Below are 25,596 nucleotides of genomic sequence, written 5' to 3'. Positions count from 1 at the left end.
TCTTTCCGTCACAGGTCAGGGACCTCGTGGCGGTCCCCGTCACACTGGCCTCGTCCGTGTCTCACGTCCGTGTGCTGACGTCCGGCCACGGGGTCCACGCCCACGTCGTCACCCGGTCGCTCGCCCCGGTCGCCGCCGGCCGGCACGTCGGAGCCCCGGGCAGGCGCTCCTCGATCGATCCGATCTCGACGGCGACACAGCGGTGGGTCCCGACGGGAGCGGCGCGGCGGCCACGGGCGTGGGCGCGACCCGAGGTAACGTGGGTCGCCGTGACCGCAGCATCATCAGGCGTGACCGTCGCTCCTCCGGGTGCGCCCTCCGTTCCCGTACCTCCCGCGGCGGGAGGGGCATCGGCGACGCGGCCCCCCGGACACCTGTCCGTCACCTCGCCCGGGCAGCCCCAGGGGGAGAACTCCCTGGACGTCACCATCGTCCTGCCCTGCTACAACGAGCAGGACCACGTGCTGCAGGAGATCGAGCGCATCACGGCGGCCATGGATGCGAGCGACTACAGCTACGAGCTGCTGGTCATCGACGACAAGTCGACGGACGACACGCTGCAGGTGCTCCAGGCCGCTCTGTCCTCCTACCCGCACATGCGGTTGATGCCGTTCCGCACCAACGGCGGCTCGGGCACCGCCCGACGGATCGGGACCCGCGAGGCCTTCGGGCGCATCGTCGTCTGGACCGACGCGGACATGACGTACCCGAACGAGCGGATCCCCGAGTTCGTCCGGTACCTCGAGGAGAACCTCGGCGTGGACCAGGTCGTCGGTGCGCGCACCACCGAGGAAGGGACGCACAAGTTCCTCCGCGTCCCCGCCAAGTGGGTGATCCGGAAGGTCGCGGAGAGGCTGTCCTCGACCAAGATCCCCGACCTCAACTCCGGACTCCGGGCGTTCCGGCGGGACGTGTCGTTGCCCTACCTGCGCCTGCTGCCGCCCGGGTTCAGCTGCGTCACGACGATCACCATGTCGTTCCTGTCCAACCAGCACCCGGTGGACTACCTGCCGATCGACTACGCCAAGCGGGCCGGCCGGTCCAAGTTCCACTTCGTCAAGGACGCCTACCGCTACATCCTGCAGGTCCTGCGGATGGTCATGTACTTCAACCCCATCAAGGTCCTGATGCCGATCGCGCTGACGCTGCTCGGATTGTCGTTCGTCAAGGGCGTGATCGACGTGATCCGGTACAACTTCGGCATCACCACGAACGCCGTGCTGCTCTTCATCAGCGGCCTGCTGATCTTCACGCTCGCCCTCCTGGCGGACCTCATCGTCCGCTCCCGGGGCGAGACCTGACATCGTGCGGGTGACCCGCCTTCAGCGGTGCCGCAGGATCGTCGTCTCGGACTGGTAGGGCAGGCTGGGAACCCAGCCGCGGTACCGGGTCGCGGCGAGACCGCTGGTCAGGATCGCCTCTCGGTACCGGACCCGGTTGCTGTTGTCGAACACGACCAGCCCGTCGTGCGCCAGATGCGGGATCGCCTGACGCAGGCAGGCAGCGCGTGCCCGCCCGTCGATCACGATGACGTCGAACGGGCCGCCGACGACGTCGATGCTGGACACGTACTCGGCGAAATCCAGGCCCTCGTGCCCGTGCCGCTGCGACGGGACACGCGCGTCGGGACCCCGCTGTGCTGCGGCGACATGACGGAGACGGACGTTCGGCACCTCGGCGAGGGCGGAACCCAGGAACTCGACGAACTCCCCGCTGTGCTCCACGGAGTGGACCTCGCCGGCCCGCCGTCCCAGCCACACCGACGAGGCGCCCGAGCCGTACTCGAAGACCCGGGCCTTCCCGTCGCTGGCCGCCAGCGCCGCCTCGACGTCGGCGATGGCCGGGTAGGTCCACCAGGGCAGGTCGAGCTGGCTCAGATCACCGACGTCGTGGATGGCGAAGAGCGAGCGGGCGTGCCGAGCGAGGCCGTTCTCCGAGCGGTCCAGTCGCGCCAGCAGTCCGGTCCGCTCGGCCGCGCGGCGAGCCAGCCGCCAGCCGCCTACGTACGTCTCTCGAAGCATGCCCCTGCGTTCCTGTCGGGTCCGGGATCGGTCGCCGACCACGGTAGGGCACGTGCCCGGGCTCGCTGGACGGGCGGGCAGCCAGCGGCCGTCACGCCGTCCCACCACGTGGGCCGGGACGGCGCGGGTCTCGGAGCCGGATGGCGTCTCTCCGCATCCGGGTGGGGAGCAGCAGGGCGAGGACCACCAGCGCTGTGCCGACACCGGTGGCGATCAGCCCCGCGGTCGCGCCCCGCGGGGTGTAGGTGAAGGTGACGTCGTGGCGCCCGGCCGGCACGTGCACGGCTCCGAAGGCGTGGTCGGCGGCCACGATGTCCACCTCCGCTCCGTCGACCGTCGCCGTCCAGTCCACCTGCACCGACTCGGCCAGGACGAGGTAGCCCGCGCTGTCGGCGTCCACGCGGACACTGACCCGGTCCCCGCTGTCCTCGAGCACCTCGACCGTCGCGGGACCGCCCTCGGCGGGCGGCCCCGGGCGATCGAGGACCACCGTGTCCGCGGGCAGCGTCCCCGCAGCCATGGCATCGATCCGGTCGGCGGGGGAGGCGATCACCTCGGCGGAGGAGGCCCAGTGGACACGCGGGATCACCTCGAGGCGTTCCCAGATGACCGCCCCCTCGGCGTGCACCATCCGCAGGCTGTCGTCCTCCGGACGGATGACGGTCACGGCGGGACGCCCCGCGGCGTCGGCCGCCAGGCGAGGGGCGTCACCCGTGCCGGCCCAGGACAACTCGATGGTGAACTCGTCCCCCTGGGGGAGGGACTCGCCCACCAGGGGAACGCTCAAGGGCGACGGTGACCTGGGGTACTGGACGAATCGTCGTGTCTCGGTCAGCAGGCGGCCGTTCTCGTCGAGCACGCGCGCGATCAGGTGCCCGTCCGAGGGCACGGGGGGACCGCTCCGGAAGTCCAGGACCACACCGCGCAGCGGTCCACCGGGGATCTCGACGCTGAGGGGTGGCTGGTCACCCCGGGGGACGGTGACCTCCCGGTCCCCGACGAGGACGGGCTCCGGCCGGCCGGGGATCTGCTGGTCCGGGTCGACCGTCACGTACTGCGCGCCCATCCGGTCCAGGATGGGTGACTGCCAGATGCCCAGGTCGGTCTCCCGGGGCAGCACCCAGTTGGTGGCGGTCATCAGGCACGGTTCGCAGGCGGCCCGCCGGAGATCGTTGAACTCGGGCTTCGAGAAGACGTGCCCCGGTGCCGTGCGCAGGCCGTAGTACGCCGTCGGGCCACTGACCATGGTGCCTCCTGTGACGGCGATCCGGTTGCTGCCCTGGTGGTCGAGCAGGAACTCGTGCACCGGGGTCGTCGGGTAGAATGCCTCCCGGTCGACCTGCGCCCACATCGGCTGGGCGGCGGTGACCGCCTGGGCGGCGACGGCCAGGGGGACCACGGCCAGGGCCGCCTTCCCCCAGGTCGGCCCGAACGTGGCGACGAGGACCGCGGCCACGGTCAGGACCGTCGCGGCGACCGCGACGGCGAGGATGACTCGCTGGCCCGCCGGGTCGAGAGGGCCGGCCGTCTGGCGGTACGCCCACGCACCGGTCGCGCCGACCACGGCGAGCACCGCGACCATCCCGCCGAGCAAGGCCCGTCGCCGCCCCGGGCCGGGTGCAGCGGAATCCCGGAGCACGGCGTCGAACCCGAGTCCGGCGAGCACCGCAGCGGCGAGCAGCACCACGGCCACGAGCCTGCCGATCGGATTGCCGGCGAAGATCGGCAGTGTGCCCACCCATTGGAGCAGCGGGCCCTGCACGTAGACGAGCAGCACGCCACCGACGACGACGAGGGCGAAGTACGTGCGCGCCCCCCTCGGGACCCTGCGACCCGGCCGCACCGTGAGCGCCACCGCGACGAGCACGGCGGCGGCGGCGCCGACGTAGGCATTCGCCCCGATGGGGTTCGTCCCGCTCCCGGCGTAGAAGCCCTCCCCCCCACGGGTGCCCCACACGTTGGGGAACAGGGCGGTGAGCGCCATCCGCAGCGGGATCAGCCGGTTGAACGAGTCGGACCGGTACTCGGTGTCCAGATCGAGGAACGTGTACACGAAGTGGGCCAGTTGCACGCCCGCCAGCAGCACGCCGGTGCCGACGGCGAGGAGGAGCCTGCCGCCGTCGACGAGCGCTGCCCCCAGCCGCTCCGCACCGTCGATCCGCCGGGTCGCGATGCGCAGCAGTGCGAATCCGCCCGCGAGGTACAGCCCGTGTCCCGTGACCGCCGGGAAGCCGCCGAGCAGCAGGGCCCCCACGCTGAGAGCCACCGGAACCTGCGCTCGCCACGTGCGCAGTTGCAGCGCGCGCTCGACCGACCAGAGCAGCCACGGGAGCATCGAGGCGACGCCCGCCTGAGGCCAGTTGGTCCACGCGATCATGAACCCACTGCCGGCGTAGACCATCCCGCCCAGCCAGGCGGCGTGCCGGGTCAGGCCCAGCCGCCGCAGGAACAGTGCTGTCCCGGCGGTGGCCAGCACCAGGATCGTCAGCTTCTCCCAGCCCGGGGCCAGGCTGTGCGGCAGCACCCACCAGGCCAGTCCGGGGGGCGCCAGGAGTCCGTAGGACGGCACGCTGGCCAGCGCGGCTCCAGCGCCCTGCAGCGGGTTCCAGCCCGGCCAGTCGCCCGCCCGGACGCGGTCGACCATGTCGCTGCGGCCGGGGATGAAGTAGTCGATGGTGTCACCGATGGTGTTGTTGGTGACCTCGATCGGCTCCTGGCCGTATGCCAGCCAGGGCTTGTGGTTGACGAGTTCCCCGCCGCCGTAGAAGGAGGTCGAGCCCACCAGCGAGCTGCCCACCGTCATGACCACGAAGGCCACGGCCGACAGGACCATCGCGGAGGTGAGCAGCCGCGACGCCCACGGCCGCAGAGCCGCGTGGGAGCGGTCCGTCTCACGGACCGGTGCGATGGGCACGCCGACCTCCGAATCGCCAGCCATGGTTCGTCCGCCGCCCGCGGGCGCCTGGACTCGTCAGGGATGCCGGACGCCCCGTGGGATGTGCGTGGCGTTGCACGCTCGCGCGAGGTCCCGACGGAGGCCCGAGGCTGCGCCTAAGCTAACCCACTGTGACCTCCGATCCGCTCACCGCGATGCGAGCGGCACGTCGCACCCCGCGGGGAGGACGTGTGTGACGGCGGGTTCCACCGGATGCGGGCGCATGAGGCCGCTGACCGTCGACGGGGCGGAGTGACGGCCAGGTGAAGCGGTCCAGGGTCGTCGTCGCGGCGCTCCGGTGGCTGTTCATCGGTGGCGTGGTCGGCGTCATCACCTGGCAGGTCGCGCGGCAGTGGGACGCCGTCCGTGACGCCATGGCGGCGATCGGCCCCTGGGGGGTTCTCGGTTCCGTCGCCGCGACGGTCGTCGGCCTGGGGGCCACCGGGGTGGCGTGGCGGATGCTCCTCGCCGGCCTCGGCAGCCCGCTGCGGTCGGGGGCGGCCGCCGGGATCTTCTTCGTCGCCCAGCTCGGCAAGTACCTGCCCGGGAGCGTCTGGCCCTATGTCGCCCAGGCCCGGATCGGACGCGCCCACGGCGTCCCCGCGTCCCGCAGCGCGACCGCCGGGGTGCTCTTCGTGCTCCTGCACTGCGCGACCGGGGCGGTCGTGGCCGCGGCGACCCTCCCGCTGGTCGGCGACCGGACGATCGAGGAGCGCTTCGGCTGGCTCCCCTGGGTGATCCCGGTGTTCCTGGTGCTCCTGCATCCGCGGGTCGTGCACGCGTCGCTCGCCCGGCTGCACCGCGTGACCGGGCGCGGGACGCCGCCTGGGCGGTTGCCCTGGTCGGCGCTGCTGCCCGCCCTGGCGGCGCTGGCGGTCGCGTGGATCGCGTACGGCGCAGCGTTGTTCCTCCTGGTGGCCCCGCTGGCCGGTGCGTCCTGGCAGGCGGCGGTCCTCTCCGTCGGCGGCTTCGCCCTGGCGTGGACCGTGGGCTTCGTGGCGGCGGCGGTCCTGGTCGTGGCCGCGCCCGCCGGTCTCGGCGTGCGGGAGCTCGCGCTCTACTCCGTCCTCGCGCCGGTGCTCGCCGGTGGCCCGGCCACGGCGGTGGTGGTGTTCAGCCGGGTAGGCCAATTGCTGGGCGACGTCATCTGGGCGGCCGCCGGCGGCGCGTGGGCGCGTCGGCTGGGTGGCCCTGTTCCGGAGGGCGCCGCGGTCGGCGCCCCGTCCGGAGTCCCCCCCGCGGGGCCCCCGACGACGAGGTGACGTCCGTGCGGCCGGCAGCCCCCTGCCCGGCGCCGCTCTAGGGTGACCCCCGTGCGAGTCGGCATGGTCCTCGAGCAGGCGCTGGCCCCCGTTCCCGGCGGGACCGGCCGGTTCGCCGTGCAACTGGCTGCGGCTCTGGGCGCGGATCCGTCGATCGAGATCACCGGGTGGACCGCCCGGCACCGGGACGTCGCGGCCGCGCGGATCCCGGGGGTCCGCGGTCCGCACCGCCTGGCGCTGCCCCGCCGGGCGCTGACCCTGGCGTGGGAGCGGGGCGTCGGACCTGCGCCCCGGGGCGTGGATCTCGTGCACGCCCCCACGTTGCAGCTGCCCCCTCGCCGAGGGCGGCCCCTGGTCGTGACCATCCACGACGCGGTGCCGTGGACCCATCCGGAGACCTTGACCCCGCGCGGGGTCCGCTGGCACCGGGCGATGGCGGAGCGGGCCGTGGCGCACGCGGACGCCATCGTCACGCCGAGCGCGGCGACGGCGGCAGCCCTCGCCCGGCATCTGCGGCTCCGCAGGTCGCCGGAGGTGGTTCCGCTCGGCGTGACCCCGCTGCCGGTGCCCGGCGACATCGCGACGCGGGCCGCGGCGCTGGGCCTGCCGGCCGACGGATACGTGCTGAGCCTCGCCACGCTGGAACCGCGGAAGGGGCTCGACGTGCTGATGCGGGCACTGGCGTCACCGTCGGGGCCGGACCTGCCGCTGGTGCTGGTCGGTGCGGCCGGCTGGGGCGGTGTCGACCCGGTGCAGCTGGCCGCGGGGGAGGGGCTCGCGCCGGAGCGCGTCCGGCTGCTCGGGCGCGTCGACGACGACGACCTCGCGGTGGTCCTGGCGGCGGCCACGGTGCTCGCGGTGCCGAGCCGTGCCGAAGGGTTCGGGCTGCCGGTGGTCGAGGGCATGGCGGCCGGCGTGCCGGTCGTGACGTCCCGCGATCCCGCGTTGCTCGAGGTCGGTGGCGACGCCGTGCTGGCCGCGGAGACCGGCGACGCCGAGAGCCTGGCCGACGCACTCCGCCAGGTCTGCACGGACGCCGGGCTCCGGACGCAGCTCCTGCGGCGGGGCGAGGCCCGCGCCGGCCAGTACTCGTGGGCACGGTGCGCGGCCGGGTACGCCGAGATCTTCCGTCGCCTGGTCTGACCTCGCGTGCCGGTCGCGTCGGCGGCCGGGCGGTCAGCGGTTCGGGCGGACCTCGTTGAGCAGCCCCAGCAGGTAGTCGCCGTACCCGCTCTTCTTCAGCGGCCCGGCCAGAGCCGTCAACTGGGCGTCGTCGATGAACCCCCGGCGCCAGGCGACCTCCTCGATGCAGCCGATCTTCCAGCCCTGCCGTTCCTCCACGACCCGGACGAACTCGGCTGCCTGCATCATCGAGGCGTGCGTGCCGGTGTCGAGCCACGCGGTGCCCCGCTCGAGCACCGTGACGGTGAGCTGACCGCGGCGGAGGTACTCGTCGTTGATCGCGGTGATCTCGAGTTCGCCGCGGGCGCTGGGTCGGACGTCGGCCGCGATCTTCACGACCTGGTTGTCGTAGAAGTAGAGGCCGGGCACCGCGTAGGCGCTCTTCGGCTTCACCGGCTTCTCCTCGATGGAGATGACCCGGCCGCTGTCGTCGAACTCCACGACGCCGTACTCGGTCGGGTTGGACACGTGGTACGCGAAGACGTGTCCGCCGGTCGGGTCGGTGTTGGCACGCAGACTCTCGCCGAGGCCGGTGCCGTAGAAGATGTTGTCGCCGAGCACCAGCGCCACGGGCTGGTCGCCGATGAAGTCCGCGCCGATGACGAACGCCTGGGCGAGCCCCTCGGGGCGGGGCTGGACGGCGTAGCTGATCTCGATGCCGAGATCGGAGCCGTCGCCGAGCAGCCGCTGGAAGCCCGCCTGGTCGTCGGGCGTGGTGATGACCAGGACCTCGCGGATCCCGGCATTCATCAGCAGGGAGAGCGGGTAGTAGACCATCGGCTTGTCGTAGATCGGCATCAGCTGCTTGCTGATGGCCTTCGTGATCGGGTAGAGCCGGGTGCCGCTTCCGCCCGCCAGGATGATGCCGCGCATGGGAGCATCCTATCGGCGGGCCGGTGCGTGACCCGCCTCGTAGGGTCGGAGGCCGTCCCGCCGTCCCGCCGTCCCGGGGAGCCCTCCTGATCGACCAGCCCCGCGTCGTGGTCGACGCGACCGCCGTCCCCCCGGACCGCGGGGGTGTCGGCCGCTACGTCGACGAGCTCCTGCCGGCCCTGCTCGCGGAGGGCGCCGACCTGGCCGTCGTGGTGCAGGCGCACGACCTGTCGCACTACCGCGCGCTGCTGCCAGGCGTCGACCTGCTGGCCGCACCGGCCGCGGCCGCCCGGCCGGCGGTGCGGTTCGCCTGGGAGCAGACGGGCCTGCCGGCCCTCGTCCGGCGCAGCGGAGCCGACGTGCTGCACAGCCCGCACTACACGATGCCCTTGGCCGTCGGCGTCCCCGTCGTGACGACGCTGCACGACGCGACCTTCTTCACCCACCCGGACGTCCACCTGACGGTCAAGCGCACCTTCTTCCGCACCTGGACCCGTGTGTCGTTGCGTCGGGCACGGCGCTGCGTGACTCCCTCGGCGGCGACGCGGGACGAGCTGGTGCGTGTCGCCGGAGCCCGGGCCGACCGGATCGACGTGGCGCACCTGGGCGTGGACCCTCGGCGCTTCCACGTGCCGACCGACGCCGAGCGCGCCGCCGTGCGGGAGCACCTGGGGCTGAGCGGCCGCTACGTGGCGTTCCTGGGCACGCTGGAACCCCGGAAGAACGCGGCTGCACTGGTCCGCGGCTGGGTGCGGGCGGTGGCCGGGACGGACGACCCGCCGGCGCTCGTCCTGGCCGGCGGGCGGGGCTGGGACGACGAGATCGAGCACGCCGCTGCCGAGGTGCCGGCGGAGCTGACCCTGCTGCGCCCCGGCTACCTCCCGCTCGACCTGCTCTCGGGCCTCCTGGGGGACGCCGAACTGGTCGCGTATCCCAGCTCCGGGGAGGGGTTCGGCCTGCCGGTGCTGGAGGCGATGGCGTGCGGCGCACCCGTGCTGACCACGCGCCGGCTGTCGCTGCCGGAGGTGGGTGGGGATGCCGTGGCCTACACCGAGCCGGACCACGCCGCCATCGCCACCGCGCTGCGCGAGCTGCTCGGCTCACCGGGACGGCGCGCCGAGCTCGGGGCCGCGGCCCGGAAGCGGGCCGCGCAGTTCGACTGGAGGGCGTGCGCCCAGGCGCACCTGCGGAGCTACGCGAGCGCGGCCGGGTCGTGAGCGTGCGCGGGGCGCCGGACCGTAGGGTCGCCGGCGTGGTCACCGAACAGGCTGAGGCGCCACTACGCATCGTCGCGGTCACGTACTCGCCGGGGGCCTCCCTGGACAGCTTCCTGACCTCGCTGGCCGCTGCGACCACCCGGCCCGTCGAGGTGGTGCTCGCCGACAACGGGTCCACGGACGGCACACCGCAGCGGGCCGCCGCGCGGTACCCCCACGTCCGCGTCCTGCCGACCGGAGGCAACGTCGGCTACGGCCCCGCCGTCAATGCCGGCCTGGCCGACCTGCGCTCGGGCTGGGCGGTGGTCGCCAACCCCGACATCCGGTTCGAGCCGGGTGCCGTCGACGAGCTCCTGGCCGTGGCGGCCCGCTGGCCGCGGGCGGCGACCGTCGGACCGGCGATCCGCACCCCGGGCGGCCAGCTGTATCCCTCCGCTCGCGACCTCCCGTCCCTGTCCACGGGGACCGGGCATGCGCTCTTCGGCTGGCTCTGGCCGGCCAACCCGTGGACCGCGCGGTACCGGCGGGAACGGGAGGCCCCGCGCGAGCGGACCGCCGGCTGGCTGTCCGGCTCCTGCCTCCTGGTCGACCTCGAGGCGTTCCACTCCGTCGGCGGCTTCGATCCCGGCTACTTCATGTACTTCGAGGACGTCGATCTCGCCGCCCGCCTCGGCGAGCGCGGTTGGCTGCACGTCTACGCACCCTCCGCAGTGGTGGAGCACGAGGGTGGGCACGCCACCCGCCGCGATCCGCACCGCATGCAGCGGGTGCACCACACCAGCGCTCTCCGCTACCTCGCCGGCCAGTACCCGGCCCGGCACCATCTGCCGCTGCGGATCGCCCTCCGTGCCGGCCTGGGTGCCCGGATGCTGGTGGCCTACGTGAGCAACCGGGTCGGCGAGGGTGCCCAGCCGCAGATGACCGTGGCCGCCCTGCCGGCCCGCCGTCGGCGGTTCCGCCGATGAGCGCGGGAGACGACCGCACGGACCGGACGGGAGGTCACGGGTGCGGCACGCGGTGATCATGGCCGGTGGGTCGGGGACACGACTGTGGCCGCTCTCCCGGGCCGGCCGTCCCAAGCAGCTGCTCGACGTCGTCGCCGATGACGCGGACGGCGCGCACAGCCTGCTCGAGGAGGCCTTCGGGCGACTGCACGCGGTGCTGCCGCCGGAGCAGATCTGGGTGTGCACGGCGGCGCGCTACGCGGAGCAGGTGCGGCGCGCGCTCCCCGACCTGGCCGCCGACCGCCTGGTGCTGGAGCCGGTTCCCCGGGACACCGCGAACGCCGCCGGGCTGACCGCAGCGCTGGTGGCCGAGGCCGACCCCGAGGCCGAGCTCGCCGTCGTCAGCGCCGACCACGTCATCCGGCCGGTGGAGCGCTTCGCGGCCGCCCTCGAGACCGCCTACGCCGCGCTGGCCGTCCGTCCCCGGTCACTGGTCACCCTCGGGATCACGCCGACCGCACCGGCCACCGGGTTCGGCTACGTGCAGCGCGGCCCGGCCACCGAGGTGGCGGGTGTGGCCGAGGCGGCCTCCTTCCGGGAGAAGCCGGACCTCGCCACCGCCGAGCAGTACCTCGCCTCAGGGCAGTACCTGTGGAACTCCGGGATGTTCGTCTGGCGGGCGCGCACCGTCCTCGACGCTCTGCGCGAGCACCTGCCCCCGACTGCCGACGCGCTGGACCGGGTCGTCGCGGCGGAACCCGGGGCGGACCGGGAGGCCGTCCTGACCGAGGTGTTCCCCACGCTGCCGAAGATCAGCGTCGACTACGCCGTGCTGGAGCCGGCGGCCCGATCCGGCCGGGTGCTCGTCGTCGACCTCGACGTCGACTGGCTGGACGTCGGGTCGTGGCCTGCGCTGGCCCACACCCTGGACGGGGACGGCGCCGGCAACGCCGTCCACGGCATGGCGGTGCTGCTGGACAGTGCCGGCAACGTCGTCTTCAGCGACGATCCCGAGCACCTGGTCGCGCTGATCGGGGTGCGCGACAGCGTGGTGGTGCACACGGCCGACGTCACGATGGTCTGCCCGGTGGCCGACGCGGAGCGGGTGAAGCAGCTGCTGGCGGCGGTCGAGGCGGGACACGGGAGCCGCTACAGCTGACGGCCATGATTGGCTGCGCCCATGACTAGCTTCGACGTCGCAGCCGTGGTCACCGGAGGAGCCTCCGGGCTCGGTGAGGCCACCACCCGCGCCCTGGCCGCCCGGGGCGCGGCCGTCACCGTCCTCGACCTGCAGGAGGAGCGCGGTCAGGCGCTCGCCGCCGAGCTGGGTGGGCACACCACGTTCGTGCGCACCGACGTGACCGACGAGGCCTCGGTGCAGGCCGCGATCGCCGAGGCGACGGCCAAGGACCGTCCGCTGCGGATCGCGATCAACTGCGCCGGCATCGGCTGGGCCCAGCGCACCGTCGGCCGGAACGGCGAGCCGCACGACCTGGGCGCCTTCACCCGGACGGTCATGGTGAACCTGGTGGGCACCTTCAACGTGCTCCGGCTGGCGGCTGCGGCGATGGCGACGACCGAGGCGGGCGAGGACGGCGAGCGCGGCGTGGTGGTCAACACCGCGTCGATCGCGGCCTACGACGGGCAGATCGGCCAGGCCGCCTACGCCGCCTCCAAGGGCGGCATCGTCGGCATGACCCTGCCGGCCGCGCGCGATCTGTCCAGCGTCGGCGTCCGCGTGTGCACGATCGCCCCGGGGCTGGTCGACACGCCCCTGCTGGGGTCGCTGCCCGAGGAGGCACGGCAGGCGCTGTCGGCGGGCATACCCTTCCCCAAGCGGCTCGGACGTCCCGACGACTTCGCCCGGCTGGCCCTCGGCATCGTGGAGCACGGTTACCTCAACGGCGAGGTCATCCGGATGGACGGCGCGCTGCGCATGGCACCCCGCTGACATCCTTCCGGAGCATCTTCTGAGCACGGCAACTCCACCGGGCACCCGGACCGTGGACTACACGACGGTCTGGGTGCCCGGCTGGCCGCTCGACCTGGCGCGGACGCTCGCCCCGCACCGTCGCGGCGCCGGCGACCCCGCGATGCAGACGGCGGCGGACGGGGTGTGGCGCACCACCAGCACCCCCGCCGGCCCGGCCACGGTCCGGATCTCGGTCACCGCCGGGCGGGTGACCATCTCGGCCTGGGGGCCGGGGGCGGAGCATGCGGGCGCCGCGGTGCCGCGGATGCTCGGTGCCGACGACCGCCCCGAGGAGTTCCAGCCGGGGCGCCACCCGACGGTCGCCGAGCTGCACCGCAGCATCCGCTGGCTCCGGCTCGGCGGTACCGGTCGGACCTGGGACGCGCTGGTGCCCGCCGTCCTGGAGCAGAAGGTCACGGTCGCGGAGGCCAACCGGGTGTGGCGGGAGCTCCTCCGGCTGGCGGGGGAGCCTGCCCCCGGGCCGGCACCGGCGGGCCTGCGGGTCGTCCCGTCGGCGCTCCGGGTGCTGGAGATCACCGACTGGGAGTGGCACCGCTGCGGGCTGGACGGCGCCCGGCGGCGGGCCCTGCGCGCGGTGGCCACCGTGGCCCACCGGCTGGAGCCCGGCGAGGATGTCGACTCCGCCACCCTCCAGCGCCGGCTGTGCTCGATCCCCGGGATCGGGCAGTGGACGGCGGCCGAGGTGGTGCAGCGCACGTTCGGGGATCCCGATGCCGTCAGCGTCGGCGACTACCACCTGAAGAACATCGTCGGCTTCGCGCTGACCGGACGTCGCACCACCGACGACGCCGGGATGCTGGAGCTCCTCGAGCCCTGGCGGGGCCACCGGCAGCGCGTCGTCCGGCTCATCCTGGCGGGCGGGGCGCGGCGCCCCCGGCGGGGGCCGCGGTTCGCCCCGACCGACTACCGCGCGATCTGACCGCTCATCCGCCGGTGCGCAGCTGCGCGTACCGCGCGGCGCACTGCTCCATGGTGGGCAGCAGACCCTGCTCGCGGGCCTCGGCGAGCGTCGGCGCCGCCTGGTCCTTCGCGGAGAACCCGAACTCGATGTCGGTGGGCCAGGGCAGGGCCAGGTCCGGGTCCATCGGGTGGATGCCGAACTCCCGGCCGGGGGAGTAGCCGGAGGAGACCAGGTACGTGACGGAGCTGTTGTCGGCCAGCGAGACGAAGGCATGCCCGAGGCCCTCGGACAGGTAGACGGCCCGCGGCTGCTCGCTGTCGAGCAGGACCGAGTCGTGCACCCCGAAGGTGGGCGAGCCCACTCGGATGTCCACGATCACGTCGAGCACCTTGCCGGCCGGGCAGTACACGTACTTGGCCTGGCCCGGCGGCACGAGCGCGAAGTGCACACCCCGGAGCACTCCGCGGGCGGAGACGCTGTGGTTGGCCTGGGCGAGGGGCAGGCCGAAACCGGTCGCCCCGGCGAGCACGTCGGCGCGGTACCACTCGGTGAAACGTCCCCGTGAGTCACCGTGCGGCACGAGGTCGAGCGCGTAGCTGTCCGGGACGGCGAGTTCGCGGATCTCCACGGGATGACGCTAGCTGACCGCGCGTAGCAGGGCACACGCCGGCACGGCGTCCCGATCAGCGGCCGAGAGGGGTGCCGTCCTCGAAGAACGGCCGCAGGCGGTTGTCCACCATGGACAGCGCCGAGCCGATGGCCATGTGCATGTCCAGGTACTGGTAGGTGCCGAGGCGGCCGCCGAAGAGCACCATCCGCCGCCGGGTCTCCTCGGCCGCGAGCGCCCGGTACCGCTCCAGCCGGCTGCGGTCCGCGGGCGTGTTGACCGGGTAGTACGGCTCGTCCCCGGGTCGGGCGAACCGGGAGAACTCCCGCACGACGACCGTCCGGTCGGTGGGATGTTCCCGCTCCGGGTGGAAGTGCCGGAACTCGTGGATCCGCGTGAAGGGCACGTCCTCGTCCGCGTAGTTCATGACCGGCGTGCCCTGGAAGTCGCCGACGGGGAGGACCTCGCGCTCGAAGTCGAGGGTGCGCCACCCGAGCTCGCCGGCCCGGTGATCGAAGTACCGGTCGATCGGGCCGGTGAACACGGTGGGGACGCCGGCCGGGAGGTCGGCCCGGACGGCGAAGAAGTCGGTGCGCAGGCGGATCTCGATGTCGGGGTGGTCGGCCATGCGCTCGAGCCATGCGGTGTACCCGTCGACCGGCAGCCCCTCGTGCGTGTCGTCGAAGTAGCGGTCGTCGAAGGTGAACCGCACCGGCAGGCGGGCGATGACCGCGGCCGGCAGCTCGGTCGGATCGGTCTGCCACTGCTTCTTCGTGTATCCCCGGATGAACGCCTCGTAGAGCGGGCGGCCGACCAGGGAGATCGCCTTCTCCTCGAGGTTCGTCACCTCGGCCGGGTGGATCTCCGCGGCCTGCTCGGCGATCAGGGCCCGCGCCTCGTCAGGAGTGAAGGCGCGGCCGAAGAACTGGCAGATGGTGGCCAGGTTGACCGGCAGCGGGTAGATGCCGCCGGCATGCCGGCTGAAGACCCGGTGCCGGTAGCCGGTGAACTCGGTGAACCGCCGGGCGTAGTTCCAGACCCGCTCGTTCGACGTGTGGAACAGGTGGGCGCCGTATCGATGGATCTCGATCCCGGTGTCCGGATCCCGCTCCGAGTAGGCGTTGCCGCCGATGTGCCCCCGCCGCTCGAGGACGACGACGCGCCGGCCCAGCCGGCTGGCCACCCGTTCGGCGACGGTGAGGCCGAAGAACCCGGAACCGACGACGACGAGTTCGGGACGCGCTGAGCTCACGGGGCACCGTACGTCGCTCCCTCGGCTGCGGACCGTCCGTCGGGCCGGGCGGCCTGCGCCGGTCGCCGGCGGTCGACCGCCGCAGGCCTCAGGAGGCCGCGCCGCCGATCCACAGCCGCCCGACGAGCGAGGTCCCGCCGGCGGTGGCGACCGGTTCCCAGCGGGTGGCCCACCCCTCGGCGTGCAGCTGGACGAGGGCCGCGCCGACGAGTGCGCCGGCGTTGATCGCGCTCGTGGTGGTCACCGCGTCGGGGAGGTGGACGTCGACGACGTCGTCGTCCTCGCTGCCGTGGCTGAGCACCACCGGGAACTCGGGGAGTGCGGTGCTGGCCACCCGCAACGCCGCGGCCACCGCCGCCGGCCCACCCGGGCGGGGGACGAGGTCCGCGGCAGGCGCACGGGAGCCGACGAGATCGCGGGAGCCGTACGGGAACAGGTCGTCCGCCGGGAGCCGCACGAGTGGGCGGGTGCCCTCGTCGGCGTCGTCGCCGGGGCGCTGCACCGGGAGGCCGCGCACCACCGCCACCGGGATATCGGCCAGCTTGCCCTTCACCAGGTCGGCGGCGGCGGCGAGCTCGTCGACCAGCGCCACACGGGTGGTCTCCAGCCGGTTGCCGTGCCCGTCGACGGCGCCCCGGTGGTCGGTGAGGGCTGGAATCCCGGCACAGCCGACCGCCACGTCGGTCAGCCCTTCGCGCCAGGTGCGGCCGAAGGTGTCGCTGACCACCACGGCGACGTCCACGCCGGCCAGCTCGCGCAGTCTCGCGCGCAGCCTGCGGGCCGAGGCGTCGCCGTCCTCGGGGAGCAGGACGAGGGTGTCGGAGGCGACGTTGGAGGCGTCGATGCCGGCCGCGGCCACCACCCAGCCCTGCGGCGTCTGCACGATCTTCAGCGGGCCGCGGCGGGCCACGGTGCGCACCGTCTCGTCGTCGATGGCCCGCTGCCGTACCGCCTCCCGGTCGTCACCGGGGTCGACCCGCACGAGCCGGCCCTCGACCTTCGAGACGACCTTGGAGGTGACGACGACGACGTCGCCGTCGGCCAGCCAGGGTGCGGCCGACACGAGGGCCGCGCCCAGGTCCTCGCCGGGGGAGAACTCGGGCAACCCCGGGACCGGCAGCACCCGGATCCCGGTTTCCTCAGGCACAGGCGTCGAGTGCGGCGCGGGCCATCGCGGCCGCCGCCTCGGGGGAGGACATGAGCAGGGGCACCCGGCGCACGTCGACCCCTGGGACGTCGGCGGCGTCGTCCTCGGCCACCAGCCAGGCGTCGAGCAGGCCGCCCGCGCGGCGCCCGCCGTAGTGCCGGCCGACGCCCTCGGCGCTCACCTCGACGCCGACCGCCGGCAGGCAGCGGTCGGCCATGCCCCGCACCACCGAGCCGGCGACGATCGGGGAGACCCCGACGATGCGTGCGGGGGAGGCCAGCAGCGCGTCGCGGAGGCCGGGGATCCCGAGAATGGTGCCGATCGACACGACCGGGTTGGACGGTGCCAGGAGGACGGCGTCGGCTGCCGCGAACGCCTCGGCCACCCCGGGCGCGGGGCGGGCCTGCTCCACGCCGACCTGGACGAAGGCCGAGGGGTCGAGGGCGGCGCGGTGGCGCACCCACCACTCCTGGAAGTGGATGGCGCGCCGGCGGCCGTCCTCGGGATCGGTGACGACCACGTGGGTCTCGACGCGCTCGTCGCTCATCGGGAGCACGGTGACCCCGGGCTGCCACCGGTCGGCCAGCGCGGCGGTGACGGCGGAGAGCGGGTAACCGGCGTCGAGCATGCGGGTGCGGATCAGGTGCGTGGCCAGGTCGCGGTCGCCCAGGCCGAACCACGCGGGGTCGGCGTCGTAGGCGGCCAGTTCCTCCTTGACCGTCCAGCTCTCCCCGGCCCGGCCCCAGCCGCGCTCCTCGTCGATGCCGCGGCCGAGGGTGTAGACGACCGTGTCGAGGTCCGGGCAGATCCGCAGACCGTGCAGCGTCACGTCGTCACCGGTGTTGACCACGGCCGTGATGCCCGCCTCGGGGGCGGCCGCGCGCACCCCGCGCAGGAATCGAGCCCCTCCGGTCCCACCTGCCAGCACGACGATCTGCACGAAACGAATGGTGCCCGATGAGCACTTGTCGACTGTTCGCCGGGCGTGTCGGGGGCTGCCACGAGATGTGACGAAGGCCCTGGTGCGCACGGGGCTGGTGTGGCGTGTCGCTTACACCGGGCAAAGTTGACGGGCGGGCAACGACACGCGTGTAATTCCCGCGGTGTCGACGAGTGCTGACGGCCCGGGAACCACCTGGCGGCCGAGCACCGGGACGAGAGCGAGAGGGGACGCACCGTCATGGCTGAGGTGTCGTGGTTGAGCGATTACGTGAACGGGTCCGAGCGGTCCGCGGACCGTCTGGGGGCCGTCACCGGCCACGGCACGGGGCAGGCCGTGGGTCAGGGCACGGGTCAGCCGTTCGTCGGCTTCCTGGGCTTCGGCCCCGAGGCCGAGACCCAGTCGTGGCAGGAGCGCGCGCTGTGCGCGGAGACCGACCCGGAGGCGTTCTTCCCCGAGAAGGGCGGCTCGACCCGCGAGGCGAAGAAGATCTGCACCGGGTGCGAGGTCAAGGCCGAGTGCCTGGAGTACGCGCTGGCCAACGACGAGCGCTTCGGGATCTGGGGCGGCCTGTCCGAGCGTGAGCGCCGCCGGCTGCGCCGTCGCGCCATCTGACGACGGACCCCCGCCTGCAGGGGGTCGATCCAGCAGCTGGTTCTGTTCGGGGCTGTGCCCGCTGGTGCCGCCCTCGCCCGTGTCGTCCTCGGTCGCGCCCGGGTGGTCCGCGAGGTGCGGGCGGCCGATCCGCTGGCTGCCGCCCTCGGGGCGCCGGTCACCGCGCGCGCCCCGTGGCTCACCGCCGTCCTGAACGACGACGCGGCGCACCGCTCGTTCACCCGCCCCGCTGCCGTCGTGATCGACGGAGAGCCCGGCGGGCCGCCCCGGGCGGTGGCCTTCCTGGCGCTGCGCCGCCGGGGACCGGTCGTCGTCTCCCTCCTCGGCCAGCGCTCCCGCCCCCTCCCGGGCGGCCGGCCCACCGCCCGGCTGCTCGCGCAGGACGACGCGGCCGCCGGGCAGCTGGCCACCGGGATGCTCGACCTGCTGAACTCCCTGCGCGGCCCCCGGTCTCTGCGGCTGACCGGCCTGCCGCTGGGTGATCCGACGGCGCGGGCGCTGGCCGCCCGCCTGCCGACCGCGGTGGTGGTCAACGCGCGCAGCACCCGCCTGGTCGATGGGCTGGAGGAGGCCGGACCGGTCGTCCGGAGCGCGGACCCCGACCACCTGGAGCGGTGGCTGCCCGACCTGCTCGAGGGGGCACCCGACCGCCGGGCGCGCGGCTTCCTGCGCAGCGCGGCCCGGCTGCTCGCCGCTACCGGGCGGCTCGAGCTGGCGGTCCGGACCGACGGCGACCGGCTGCGGGTCGGGCTGCTCACGCTCGTGGACGGAGCCGACCGCTGGCCCTGGTGGGGCACCGCTGCCGGCGGCGGGCTGCGCACGGAGATGGGAGCGCCCGTCGTCGCGCTCACCGCGCCGGCGCGTGGGTGGCCGCGCTGACCGGTCGCTGCCCGGCGGTCTGCAGCCGGGTGGACCGGGGGTTCCCGGCGGCGGCGGTCGCGTCGAGTGGTCGATCGCGTTCGGTTACCGTCGAGCCGCACAGGACATCCGCGGGACGGCGGGTGCCGCTCGGGGCGTCGCCTCGGGGGGATGCGACGACGGAGAGGTCGACAGACGATGCGCATGCTCGTCACCGGGGGCGCGGGCTTCATCGGCGCCAACTTCGTGCACTACACGGTTCGGAAGCACCCCGAGCACCAGATCACCGTGCTCGACGCGCTGACGTACGCGGGCAACGAGGCGTCGCTGGCGCCGGTGCGCGACCGCATCGAGTTCGTGCACGGCTCGGTGGCCGACGCCGCGCTGGTCGACCGGCTGGTCAGTGGCTGCGACGTCGTCGTGCACTTCGCCGCGGAGAGCCACAACGACAACTCGTTGCGGGACCCGTCGCCGTTCCTCACAACCAACATCGTCGGCACGTTCACGCTGCTGGAGGCGGTGCGCGCGCACGGCGTCCGCTACCACCACATCTCCACCGACGAGGTCTACGGCGACCTGGAGCTCGACGACCCGGCGAAGTTCACCCCCGAGACGCCGTACAACCCGTCCAGCCCCTACTCCTCGACCAAGGCGGGTTCGGACCTGCTGGTGCGCGCGTGGGTGCGCTCGTTCGGCATCCACGCCACCATCTCCAACTGCTCCAACAACTACGGGCCTTACCAGCACGTGGAGAAGTTCATCCCGCGGCAGATCACCAACGTGCTCTCCGGGCTGCGCCCCAAGCTCTACGGGCAGGGCGAGAACGTGCGCGACTGGATCCACGTCGACGACCACAACTCCGCGGTGCACGCGATCCTCGACCGCGGCCGCTCCGGGGAGACCTACCTGATCGGCGCCGACGGGGAGAAGAACAACCGCGAGGTGCTCGAGCTGATCCTGCAGCTCACCGGCCGGCCGGCCGACGCCTTCGATCACGTCACCGACCGCGTCGGACACGACCTGCGCTACGCCATCGACGCCACCAAGCTCCGCGAGGAGCTGGGCTGGACGCCGAGGTACACCCGGTTCCGCGACGGCCTGGCCGCCACCATCGACTGGTACCGCGAGAACGAGGGCTGGTGGCGGCCGCAGAAGGAGCAGGTCGAGGCCGCCTACGCCGCCCGCGGGCAGTGAACGCCGTCATCGTCGGCGCCGGGGGGCAGCTCGGCCGGGCCCTGCAGCGCGAGTTCCCGGCCGCCGTGGCCCTCGACCGGGCGGCCCTCGACGTCACCGACGCCGCCGCCGTCCGTGCGTACGACTGGTCCGGGGTGGACGTCGTCCTCAACGCCGCGGCCTGGACCGCCGTGGACGCCGCCGAGGACCCCGCGAACCACGCCGCCGTCCGCGCCGCCAACGTCGACGCCGTCGGCCACCTGGCCGCCGCGGCGGACGCCCACGGTGCAGCCCTCGTGCACATCTCCAGCGAGTACGTCTTCGACGGACGGCACGACGGCCCGATCCCCGAGGACCTACCGCCGTGTCCGTTGAGCGTCTACGGGCGCAGCAAGGCCGACGGCGACGCCCGTGCCACCGCGATCGAGCGGCACTGGCTGGTGCGCACCACCTGGGTGGTGGGCGAGGGCGGCAACTTCGTGCGCACGATGGCGTCCCTGGCCGACCGGGGCATCAGCCCCTCGGTGGTGGACGACCAGATCGGCCGGCCCACCGACACCCGCGACCTCGCCGCCGGCATCCGGCACCTGGTCGAGGCCGGCGCCGCCTACGGCACCTACAACCTCACCGGCGACGGCGAGCCCGGATCCTGGGCCGACGTCGCAGCGCTGGTCTTCACCGCCCGCGGCCGCTCCGCCGACGACGTGATCCCGGTGAGCACCGCCGAGTACTACGCAGGGAAGACCGGGATCGCGCCTCGGCCGCTCAACAGCGTCCTCGACCTCACCCGCATCCGGGCGGCCGGGTTCCGGCCGCGGGAGTGGCGGGAAGCCCTCGCTGCGTACCTCGGCGACCACGGCTGATCCAGGCGGCGCACCCGAGGACACGATGCGGGTCGGTCAGTTCCCCCGGCGGAGCGTGCTGCGATCGGTCAGGACCGGCGCCGTGCCCGTTCCGAGCCGGAGCTCGCCGGCGGCTTTCCGCGTGCCGTCCTCCGCCGGCTCCCCGCGGGGGGCGACGGTGAGCTCCAGCGCGTAGACCCGCCCGGTCGGCTCGGGCGCTGAGCCGGCCGGGCGGGTGACGGTGGCGGCCCGCCCCCGGAGCGTCAGCCGGTCGCCGCGCCGCTCCACCCGGAGGTCCGACGGTCCGAGATCGGCGTGCTCGACCAGCGCGGCGGCGCACCCCGCGGCCACCGGGTCCGGTGGCGGTGTGGCGGTCAGGCAGTTGTAGGTGGGCAGGCGCAGCTCCACGCTCGCCGTGTCGCCCTCGGACCGGAGCCGCAGCTCCGGATAGGCGGCGGTGACGCCCACCGCGCGTGGCTCCAGCACCAGCCCACCGACGACCAGGTCCGCGACCACGGTCGGGTCCTCCCCGCTGTCCCGGTCCCGGACCTCGCCGGGAGCACCCGCGACGCGGGGCGGGACCCGGTCAGCGGTGCGGGTGCCGGCCACGACGGCGGCGGTGGTCCCGACCACGGTCAGCGCAGCGAGGCACATCGCGGCCAGGGGGAGGAGCGCCCGCCCGTGGCCGGCCCGGGTTGCCGGGGCCGGCGGCGGAGGTGGGGCCAGCGTCGCCCACCCGGAGGGTTGCGACTCCCCGGGCCGGGAGCCGGGCGGGTGCTCGAGGAAGTCGGCCAGGTCGTCGACCTGGCCGGGCGCGCCGTCGGCGGACGTGCCGAGTGGCCGCTGGCCGGTGCGATCGGGCCGCCGGCGGAGAGCCGCCACGCCCACCACTACGGTCACTGCCGCCAGGACGCCGAGCACCAGGCCGAGGAGGAGCCAGGCGGCGGGAGAGACGTCCATCCCGCCCAGCATCTCAGCCGGGCCGGGTCAGCCGGTCGGGTCGATCTCCTCCGGGTCGCGACCCAGCAGGGTGGCCACCTGGTCGACGACCACGTCGCGCACCAGGTCGGCGAGATCCTCCCGGTCGTGCGCGCGCAGCTCCAGCGGCCGGCGGTAGACGATGATCCGCGGCGGCACCTCCTGGCCCTGCTCCCGCCGGGCCGGCACCAGGCGGGCCAGCGGGACGCCCGCGTCGTCGAGGACGTCGGAGTCCAGCTCGGCCTCGTCCTGGTCGGTGTGCTCCACCCATGGCACGTCCTCGACGGCGAACTCGACGCCGGCCAGTTCCCGTTCCCAGCGGCGCTCGAGGTCCTCGACGGCGTCGAGGACGAGGTCGTCGAACTGCTCGGCGCGGCTGCGGGAGAGGGGTACGTGCACGGGGACGAGCCGTCCCCGCAGGCCGCGGCCGTGGCGGTCGCGGCGGGAGCGGGTGCGGCGGCGGGGAGGGGTGCTCATGACGCGTCGAAGGGTACGGCGAGGCGGAACACGCCGGGCTCGCGAGCGGCTCGCCGGACGTTCTCCGGCGCCACGCCGCGGCGGCCCGGATGCCCGGTCCGACCGGTGACGATGCGCACGGGGTCATCGTGCAGGATGGTGCGTCGCGGCGGGATTCCCGGTGTGCCTGCTGTCGCGTACCGCCGGGCGGGATTACTGTGCCGTGCGTGAGGAACCGGTGGTGAGGCAGTCACGTCGCTGCTCGCGCAGCGGCTGCGCGCAACCGGCAGCGGCGACTTTGACCTACGTGTACGCGGAGTCGACGGCCGTTGTCGGCCCGTTGGCGACGTTCTCGGAGCCGCACAGCTACGACCTGTGCGAGTTCCACGCCGAGCGGCTGACCGTGCCGCGCGGCTGGGAGGTCGTCCGCCACGAGATCGACCTCGACGACGTCGGGCCGACCGGCGACGACCTGCTGGCCCTGGCCGACGCCGTCCGCGAGGCGGCCCGTCCCGAGCCGCCGCGGGCCCCGGCCGACGACGGCAGCGGGATCCGCCGCGGCCACCTCCGGGTCCTCCCCGACCTGCCCTGAACGGCCCCGTCCAGAGACTCGCGCCCGACGTGCGAGGCGTGCGGGGGACGGGGTCCTTATAGGGTCGTCGGCGTGCCCGACCTGTCCTCGCTGATCAAGGCCTACGACGTCCGCGGTGTCGTCCCCGACCAGTGGGACGAGGACGTCGCCCGGGCCATCGGTGCGGCGTTCGCGGAGTTCGTCCTCGCCGACAGCGGGGCGGCCACCGTGGTGACCGCCCACGACATGCGGGATTCCTCCGTGCCGCTCTCGCGCGCCTTCGCCGAGGGCGTCATCGCCCGTGGCATCGACGTGGTGGAGGCCGGCCTCGGCTCCACCGATTTGCTCTACTTCGCGGCCGGCTCGCTCGGCGTCCCGGGCGCGATGTTCACCGCGAGCCACAACCCGGCGCAGTACAACGGCATCAAGATGTGCCGTGCCGGCGCTGCCCCGATCGGGCAGGACTCCGGCCTGGTGACCATCCGCGAGTCCGCCGAGCGCGGCTCCTTCGAGCGGGTGCCGGACCGCGTGGGCACCGTCAGCGCACGGAACGTCCTCGCCGAGTACGCCGCGCACCTGCGCTCGCTGGTCGACCTGACGACGATCCGGCCGCTGAAGGTGGCCGTCGACGCCGGCAACGGCATGGGCGGGCACACGGTGCCCGTGGTCCTCGCCGGGCTGCCGCTGGAGATCGTGCCGCTGTACTTCGAGCTGGACGGCTCCTTCCCCAACCACGAGGCGAATCCGCTGGACCCGGCCAACCTGGTCGACCTGCAGCGGGCGGTCGTGGCGCACGGTGCCGACATCGGCCTGGCGTTCGACGGCGACGCCGACCGGGTCTTCGTGATCGACGATCGCGGCGAGCCCGTCAGCCCGTCGGCGATCACCGCGCTGGTCGCGGTCCGGGAGCTGGCCAAGGGCCGTGGGACGACGATCATCCACAACCTGATCACCTCGCGCGCCGTCCCGGAGATCGTCCGCGAGCACGGCGGGCAGCCGGTGCGCACGCGGGTGGGCCACTCGTTCATCAAGGCCGAGATGGCCCGCACCGACGCGGTGTTCGGCGGCGAGCACTCGGCGCACTACTACTTCCGTGATTTCTGGCGGGCCGACACGGGCATGCTCGCGGCCATGCACGTCCTCGCCGCGCTCGGGGAGCAGGGGCGGCCGCTGTCGGAGCTGACCGCGGCGTACTCGCGGTACGCGGCGTCGGGTGAGATCAACTCCACGGTGGCCGACGCGCCGGGCCGGGTGGCCGAGGTGCGCGCGATCTTCGAGGGGGAGGACGCGACGGTGGACGAGCTCGACGGGCTCACCGTCGAGCTGCCCGACGGCGCGTGGTTCAACCTGCGGGCCAGCAACACCGAGCCGCTGCTGCGGCTGAACGTGGAGGCGCCGGACGAGGCGCGGATGATCGAGCTGCGCGACCGGGTGCTGACGACGGTGCGCACGGAACAGGAGCAGAGATGACCGGAACCCAGGGCACGTCCGCCGGCGGTCCACTGGGGCTGGACCCGGACCTGCTGTCCATCCTCGCCTGCCCGGACACCCATCACACCCCGCTGACCGTCGACGAGGCGGCCGGTGAACTGGTCTGTGCCACGTGCGACCGCGGCTTCCCGGTACGCGAGGGCATCCCGGTACTCCTCCTCGACGAGGCGCGGCACCGCACGTCATGACCTCGTCCGAGCTCGCCGAGGAGGTCCTCGACGACCTCGATCTGCTGCGCGCCCGGGACCCCCGCGGCCTGCTGCCGGCGGTGGCCGGCTCGGGGGCGCAGGTCCGGGAGACGGCCCGGCTGACCGAGGAGGCCGGGTTCGGCCGGGTCACCGAGGGGGGCCGCCCGCGGGGCCTGGTGATCGTCGCCCGACGGGAGGGCGCGGTCGCGGGGTCGGTGCTGCGCGCCCTGCTGGGTCCCGCCAGCCCGGTCACCGTCGAGGTCGTGCCCGGGCCGGCGCTCCCGGTGTGGACCGGGCCGAGCGACATCGCGGTGGTCGCCACCCGCACCGGTGCCGGTGCGTACGCCGTGGGCCCGGCCTACGAGGCCGCGCGCCGGGGGGTCTCCCTCGTCGGCATCGGAGCCGACGACGCGCCGCTGCGGGCGGCCTGCTCCACCGCCCGGGCGCCCTACGTGGCCCTGCCGCGCAACCGGGTGCAGCACACCACTCTCTGGTCGCTGCTCACCCCCATGCTGCAGCTGGCCACCGACCTCGGGCTGCTCTCGGCCGGGGTGGCCGGCACCGACGCGGTCGCCACGGCGCTCGACGAGGTGGCCGAGGAGTGCGGGCCGGCGCGTGAGTCGGTCGTCAACCCGGCCAAGACGCTCGCCCTGGAGCTGCTCGACGCGCTGCCGGTCATCGCCGCGGAGGGGCCGCTGGCCGGGGCGGCCGCGATCCGCGTCGCCGACCAGCTGGCCACGCTCGCCGGCCTGCCGGCGACCGGCTTCCGGCTGCCGGACCAGCGGGTGGCGGCGTGCGCCGTGCTGGGCGGACCGCTGGCCCCGCGGGACGCCGGTGACTTCTTCCGGGACCGCGCCGACGACGTCGGCCGCCGGCTGCGGCTGCTCACCATCCGGGACAGCGACGCCGGGGGGCACGACGGCGCCGGGGAACGGGAGCCGCGTTCGGCGGCGGACGCGATGCAGCAGGTGCTCCGGACCGCTGCCGCGCACGACATCCCGGTCAGCGGACTGGCCGAGCACGGCGATCCGGACCGGTACGCCCGGCTGCCGCGGCTGGCGCGGCAACTGGCCGTCGCCGACTTCGGGGCGGTCTACCTGGCGCTCGCCCTCGACCACGAGCGGGCGCGCGGGTCGTGACCTGGCGGTGC

Annotated in this window: 25 protein-coding genes; 16 read left to right on the top strand and 9 right to left on the bottom strand. The window is 74.1% G+C overall.

From position 1 onward, the window contains the following. Window positions 1-290 precede the first annotated feature (290 nt). On the top strand, window positions 291-1,301 hold the full coding sequence (locus BLASA_RS18910; protein ID WP_197536238.1) for a glycosyltransferase family 2 protein: 1,011 nt from the start codon (window positions 291-293) through the stop codon (window positions 1,299-1,301). Window positions 1,302-1,322: 21 nt separating this feature from the next. Here the strand turns inward: BLASA_RS18910 and BLASA_RS18905 are convergent, their stop codons facing one another. Both BLASA_RS18905 and BLASA_RS18900 read right to left on the bottom strand, forming a co-directional pair. Beyond that, complete coding sequence (locus BLASA_RS18905) at window positions 1,323-2,021, bottom strand: class I SAM-dependent methyltransferase (RefSeq protein ID WP_014377833.1); 699 nt, start codon at window positions 2,019-2,021, stop codon at window positions 1,323-1,325. 91 nt (window positions 2,022-2,112) lie between these two features. Next, complete coding sequence (locus tag BLASA_RS18900) at window positions 2,113-4,935, bottom strand: YfhO family protein (protein ID WP_166486595.1); 2,823 nt, start codon at window positions 4,933-4,935, stop codon at window positions 2,113-2,115. Window positions 4,936-5,219: 284 nt separating this feature from the next. Here BLASA_RS18900 and BLASA_RS18895 point away from each other — a divergent pair, with 284 nt between their 5' ends. Both BLASA_RS18895 and BLASA_RS18890 read left to right on the top strand, forming a co-directional pair. Further along, entirely contained in the window at window positions 5,220-6,218 is a 999-nt protein-coding gene (locus BLASA_RS18895) for a lysylphosphatidylglycerol synthase domain-containing protein (protein WP_014377831.1), read from the top strand. Window positions 6,219-6,269: 51 nt separating this feature from the next. Then, on the top strand, window positions 6,270-7,361 hold the full coding sequence (locus BLASA_RS18890; protein WP_014377830.1) for a glycosyltransferase family 4 protein: 1,092 nt from the start codon (window positions 6,270-6,272) through the stop codon (window positions 7,359-7,361). Window positions 7,362-7,394: 33 nt separating this feature from the next. Here the strand turns inward: BLASA_RS18890 and rfbA are convergent, their stop codons facing one another. After that, window positions 7,395-8,273 carry a glucose-1-phosphate thymidylyltransferase RfbA gene (gene rfbA, locus BLASA_RS18885; RefSeq protein ID WP_014377829.1) on the bottom strand — a complete coding sequence of 293 codons (879 nt, stop codon included), beginning with the start codon at window positions 8,271-8,273 and terminating at the stop codon, window positions 7,395-7,397. Between the two features lie 107 nt (window positions 8,274-8,380). Between rfbA and BLASA_RS18880 the strand changes: the two genes are divergently transcribed. Genes BLASA_RS18880 through BLASA_RS18860 form a run of 5 tightly spaced genes read left to right on the top strand, consistent with a single transcriptional unit; the run spans window position 8,381 to window position 13,346 of the window. Further along, complete coding sequence (locus tag BLASA_RS18880) at window positions 8,381-9,490, top strand: glycosyltransferase family 4 protein (protein ID WP_014377828.1); 1,110 nt, start codon at window positions 8,381-8,383, stop codon at window positions 9,488-9,490. A gap of 35 nt (window positions 9,491-9,525) precedes the next feature. Further along, window positions 9,526-10,455, top strand: coding sequence for a glycosyltransferase family 2 protein (locus BLASA_RS18875; protein WP_014377827.1), 930 nt, complete (start codon window positions 9,526-9,528; stop codon window positions 10,453-10,455). 40 nt (window positions 10,456-10,495) lie between these two features. Next, window positions 10,496-11,593: a mannose-1-phosphate guanylyltransferase gene (locus tag BLASA_RS18870; protein ID WP_014377826.1), complete on the top strand. Its 1,098-nt coding sequence runs from the start codon at window positions 10,496-10,498 to the stop codon at window positions 11,591-11,593. Window positions 11,594-11,614: 21 nt separating this feature from the next. After that, on the top strand, window positions 11,615-12,385 hold the full coding sequence (locus BLASA_RS18865; RefSeq protein ID WP_014377825.1) for an SDR family NAD(P)-dependent oxidoreductase: 771 nt from the start codon (window positions 11,615-11,617) through the stop codon (window positions 12,383-12,385). Between the two features lie 52 nt (window positions 12,386-12,437). Further along, window positions 12,438-13,346 carry a DNA-3-methyladenine glycosylase family protein gene (locus BLASA_RS18860; protein ID WP_014377824.1) on the top strand — a complete coding sequence of 303 codons (909 nt, stop codon included), beginning with the start codon at window positions 12,438-12,440 and terminating at the stop codon, window positions 13,344-13,346. A gap of 4 nt (window positions 13,347-13,350) precedes the next feature. Here the strand turns inward: BLASA_RS18860 and BLASA_RS18855 are convergent, their stop codons facing one another. The 4 genes from BLASA_RS18855 to cofD all read right to left on the bottom strand — a co-directional run bounded on the left by BLASA_RS18855 (window position 13,351) and on the right by cofD (window position 17,274). Beyond that, complete coding sequence (locus BLASA_RS18855; protein WP_014377823.1) at window positions 13,351-13,956, bottom strand: dTDP-4-dehydrorhamnose 3,5-epimerase family protein; 606 nt, start codon at window positions 13,954-13,956, stop codon at window positions 13,351-13,353. Window positions 13,957-14,011: 55 nt separating this feature from the next. Continuing rightward, complete coding sequence (glf, locus tag BLASA_RS18850; protein ID WP_014377822.1) at window positions 14,012-15,187, bottom strand: UDP-galactopyranose mutase; 1,176 nt, start codon at window positions 15,185-15,187, stop codon at window positions 14,012-14,014. 88 nt (window positions 15,188-15,275) lie between these two features. Continuing rightward, window positions 15,276-16,334, bottom strand: coding sequence for a coenzyme F420-0:L-glutamate ligase (locus BLASA_RS18845; RefSeq protein WP_014377821.1), 1,059 nt, complete (start codon window positions 16,332-16,334; stop codon window positions 15,276-15,278). Beyond that, window positions 16,327-17,274, bottom strand: a complete 948-nt coding sequence (gene cofD / locus BLASA_RS18840; protein WP_014377820.1) for a 2-phospho-L-lactate transferase — start codon at window positions 17,272-17,274, stop codon at window positions 16,327-16,329. The genes BLASA_RS18845 and cofD overlap by 8 nt, the downstream gene beginning before the upstream one ends. A gap of 372 nt (window positions 17,275-17,646) precedes the next feature. Between cofD and BLASA_RS26050 the strand changes: the two genes are divergently transcribed. The 4 genes from BLASA_RS26050 to BLASA_RS18820 all read left to right on the top strand — a co-directional run bounded on the left by BLASA_RS26050 (window position 17,647) and on the right by BLASA_RS18820 (window position 20,783). Continuing rightward, on the top strand, window positions 17,647-17,889 hold the full coding sequence (locus BLASA_RS26050) for a WhiB family transcriptional regulator (protein ID WP_041776730.1): 243 nt from the start codon (window positions 17,647-17,649) through the stop codon (window positions 17,887-17,889). A gap of 54 nt (window positions 17,890-17,943) precedes the next feature. Beyond that, window positions 17,944-18,768, top strand: a complete 825-nt coding sequence (locus BLASA_RS25225; protein WP_014377818.1) for a hypothetical protein — start codon at window positions 17,944-17,946, stop codon at window positions 18,766-18,768. A gap of 177 nt (window positions 18,769-18,945) precedes the next feature. Next, window positions 18,946-19,941: a dTDP-glucose 4,6-dehydratase gene (rfbB, locus tag BLASA_RS18825; RefSeq protein ID WP_041775849.1), complete on the top strand. Its 996-nt coding sequence runs from the start codon at window positions 18,946-18,948 to the stop codon at window positions 19,939-19,941. Further along, window positions 19,938-20,783 (top strand): SDR family oxidoreductase, encoded by an 846-nt coding sequence (locus BLASA_RS18820; protein ID WP_014377816.1) that lies wholly within the window; start codon window positions 19,938-19,940, stop codon window positions 20,781-20,783. Before rfbB ends, BLASA_RS18820 begins: the two co-directional genes overlap by 4 nt. 36 nt (window positions 20,784-20,819) lie before the next feature. Here BLASA_RS18820 and BLASA_RS18815 read toward each other — a convergent pair whose 3' ends face one another. Together BLASA_RS18815 and BLASA_RS18810 are read right to left on the bottom strand one after the other, a co-directional pair. Next, on the bottom strand, window positions 20,820-21,722 hold the full coding sequence (locus BLASA_RS18815; RefSeq protein ID WP_166486594.1) for a hypothetical protein: 903 nt from the start codon (window positions 21,720-21,722) through the stop codon (window positions 20,820-20,822). A gap of 27 nt (window positions 21,723-21,749) precedes the next feature. Beyond that, the gene (locus tag BLASA_RS18810) at window positions 21,750-22,217 is read right to left on the bottom strand and encodes a metallopeptidase family protein (RefSeq protein ID WP_014377814.1); all 468 of its coding nucleotides are present in this window, start codon (window positions 22,215-22,217) and stop codon (window positions 21,750-21,752) included. A gap of 220 nt (window positions 22,218-22,437) precedes the next feature. Here BLASA_RS18810 and BLASA_RS18805 point away from each other — a divergent pair, with 220 nt between their 5' ends. The 4 genes from BLASA_RS18805 (at window position 22,438) to BLASA_RS18790 (ending at window position 25,585) form a co-directional block, all read left to right on the top strand. Then, entirely contained in the window at window positions 22,438-22,788 is a 351-nt protein-coding gene (locus BLASA_RS18805) for a DUF3499 domain-containing protein (protein WP_041775848.1), read from the top strand. A gap of 72 nt (window positions 22,789-22,860) precedes the next feature. Beyond that, window positions 22,861-24,237: a phosphomannomutase/phosphoglucomutase gene (locus tag BLASA_RS18800; protein ID WP_014377811.1), complete on the top strand. Its 1,377-nt coding sequence runs from the start codon at window positions 22,861-22,863 to the stop codon at window positions 24,235-24,237. Beyond that, on the top strand, window positions 24,234-24,446 hold the full coding sequence (locus tag BLASA_RS18795; protein WP_014377810.1) for a Trm112 family protein: 213 nt from the start codon (window positions 24,234-24,236) through the stop codon (window positions 24,444-24,446). The genes BLASA_RS18800 and BLASA_RS18795 overlap by 4 nt, the downstream gene beginning before the upstream one ends. Next, the gene (locus BLASA_RS18790) at window positions 24,443-25,585 is read left to right on the top strand and encodes an SIS domain-containing protein (protein WP_014377809.1); all 1,143 of its coding nucleotides are present in this window, start codon (window positions 24,443-24,445) and stop codon (window positions 25,583-25,585) included. The genes BLASA_RS18795 and BLASA_RS18790 overlap by 4 nt, the downstream gene beginning before the upstream one ends. The last annotated feature ends 11 nt before the right edge of the window (window positions 25,586-25,596 follow it).

Origin of the sequence: Blastococcus saxobsidens DD2 (genome assembly GCF_000284015.1) — a bacterium.
In the GTDB taxonomy this organism is placed as follows: domain Bacteria; phylum Actinomycetota; class Actinomycetes; order Mycobacteriales; family Geodermatophilaceae; genus Blastococcus; species Blastococcus saxobsidens_A.
The sequence above is the reverse complement of the archived record's forward strand: the minus strand, read 5'-3'. Positions and strand labels throughout refer to the sequence as shown.

Bases quoted from the DNA above. Each gene is read 5' to 3' on its own strand.
- BLASA_RS18810 (WP_014377814.1), bottom strand. From the start codon at position 22,217: ATGAGCACCCCTCCCCGCCGCCGCACCCGCTCCCGCCGCGACCGCCAC.
- BLASA_RS18795 (WP_014377810.1), top strand. From the start codon at position 24,234: ATGACCGGAACCCAGGGCACGTCCGCCGGCGGTCCACTGGGGCTGGAC.
- BLASA_RS18865 (WP_014377825.1), top strand. From the start codon at position 11,615: ATGACTAGCTTCGACGTCGCAGCCGTGGTCACCGGAGGAGCCTCCGGG.
- BLASA_RS18790 (WP_014377809.1), top strand. From the start codon at position 24,443: ATGACCTCGTCCGAGCTCGCCGAGGAGGTCCTCGACGACCTCGATCTG.
- rfbB (WP_041775849.1), top strand. From the start codon at position 18,946: ATGCGCATGCTCGTCACCGGGGGCGCGGGCTTCATCGGCGCCAACTTC.
- rfbA (WP_014377829.1), bottom strand. From the start codon at position 8,273: ATGCGCGGCATCATCCTGGCGGGCGGAAGCGGCACCCGGCTCTACCCG.
- BLASA_RS18815 (WP_166486594.1), bottom strand. From the start codon at position 21,722: ATGGACGTCTCTCCCGCCGCCTGGCTCCTCCTCGGCCTGGTGCTCGGC.
- BLASA_RS18905 (WP_014377833.1), bottom strand. From the start codon at position 2,021: ATGCTTCGAGAGACGTACGTAGGCGGCTGGCGGCTGGCTCGCCGCGCG.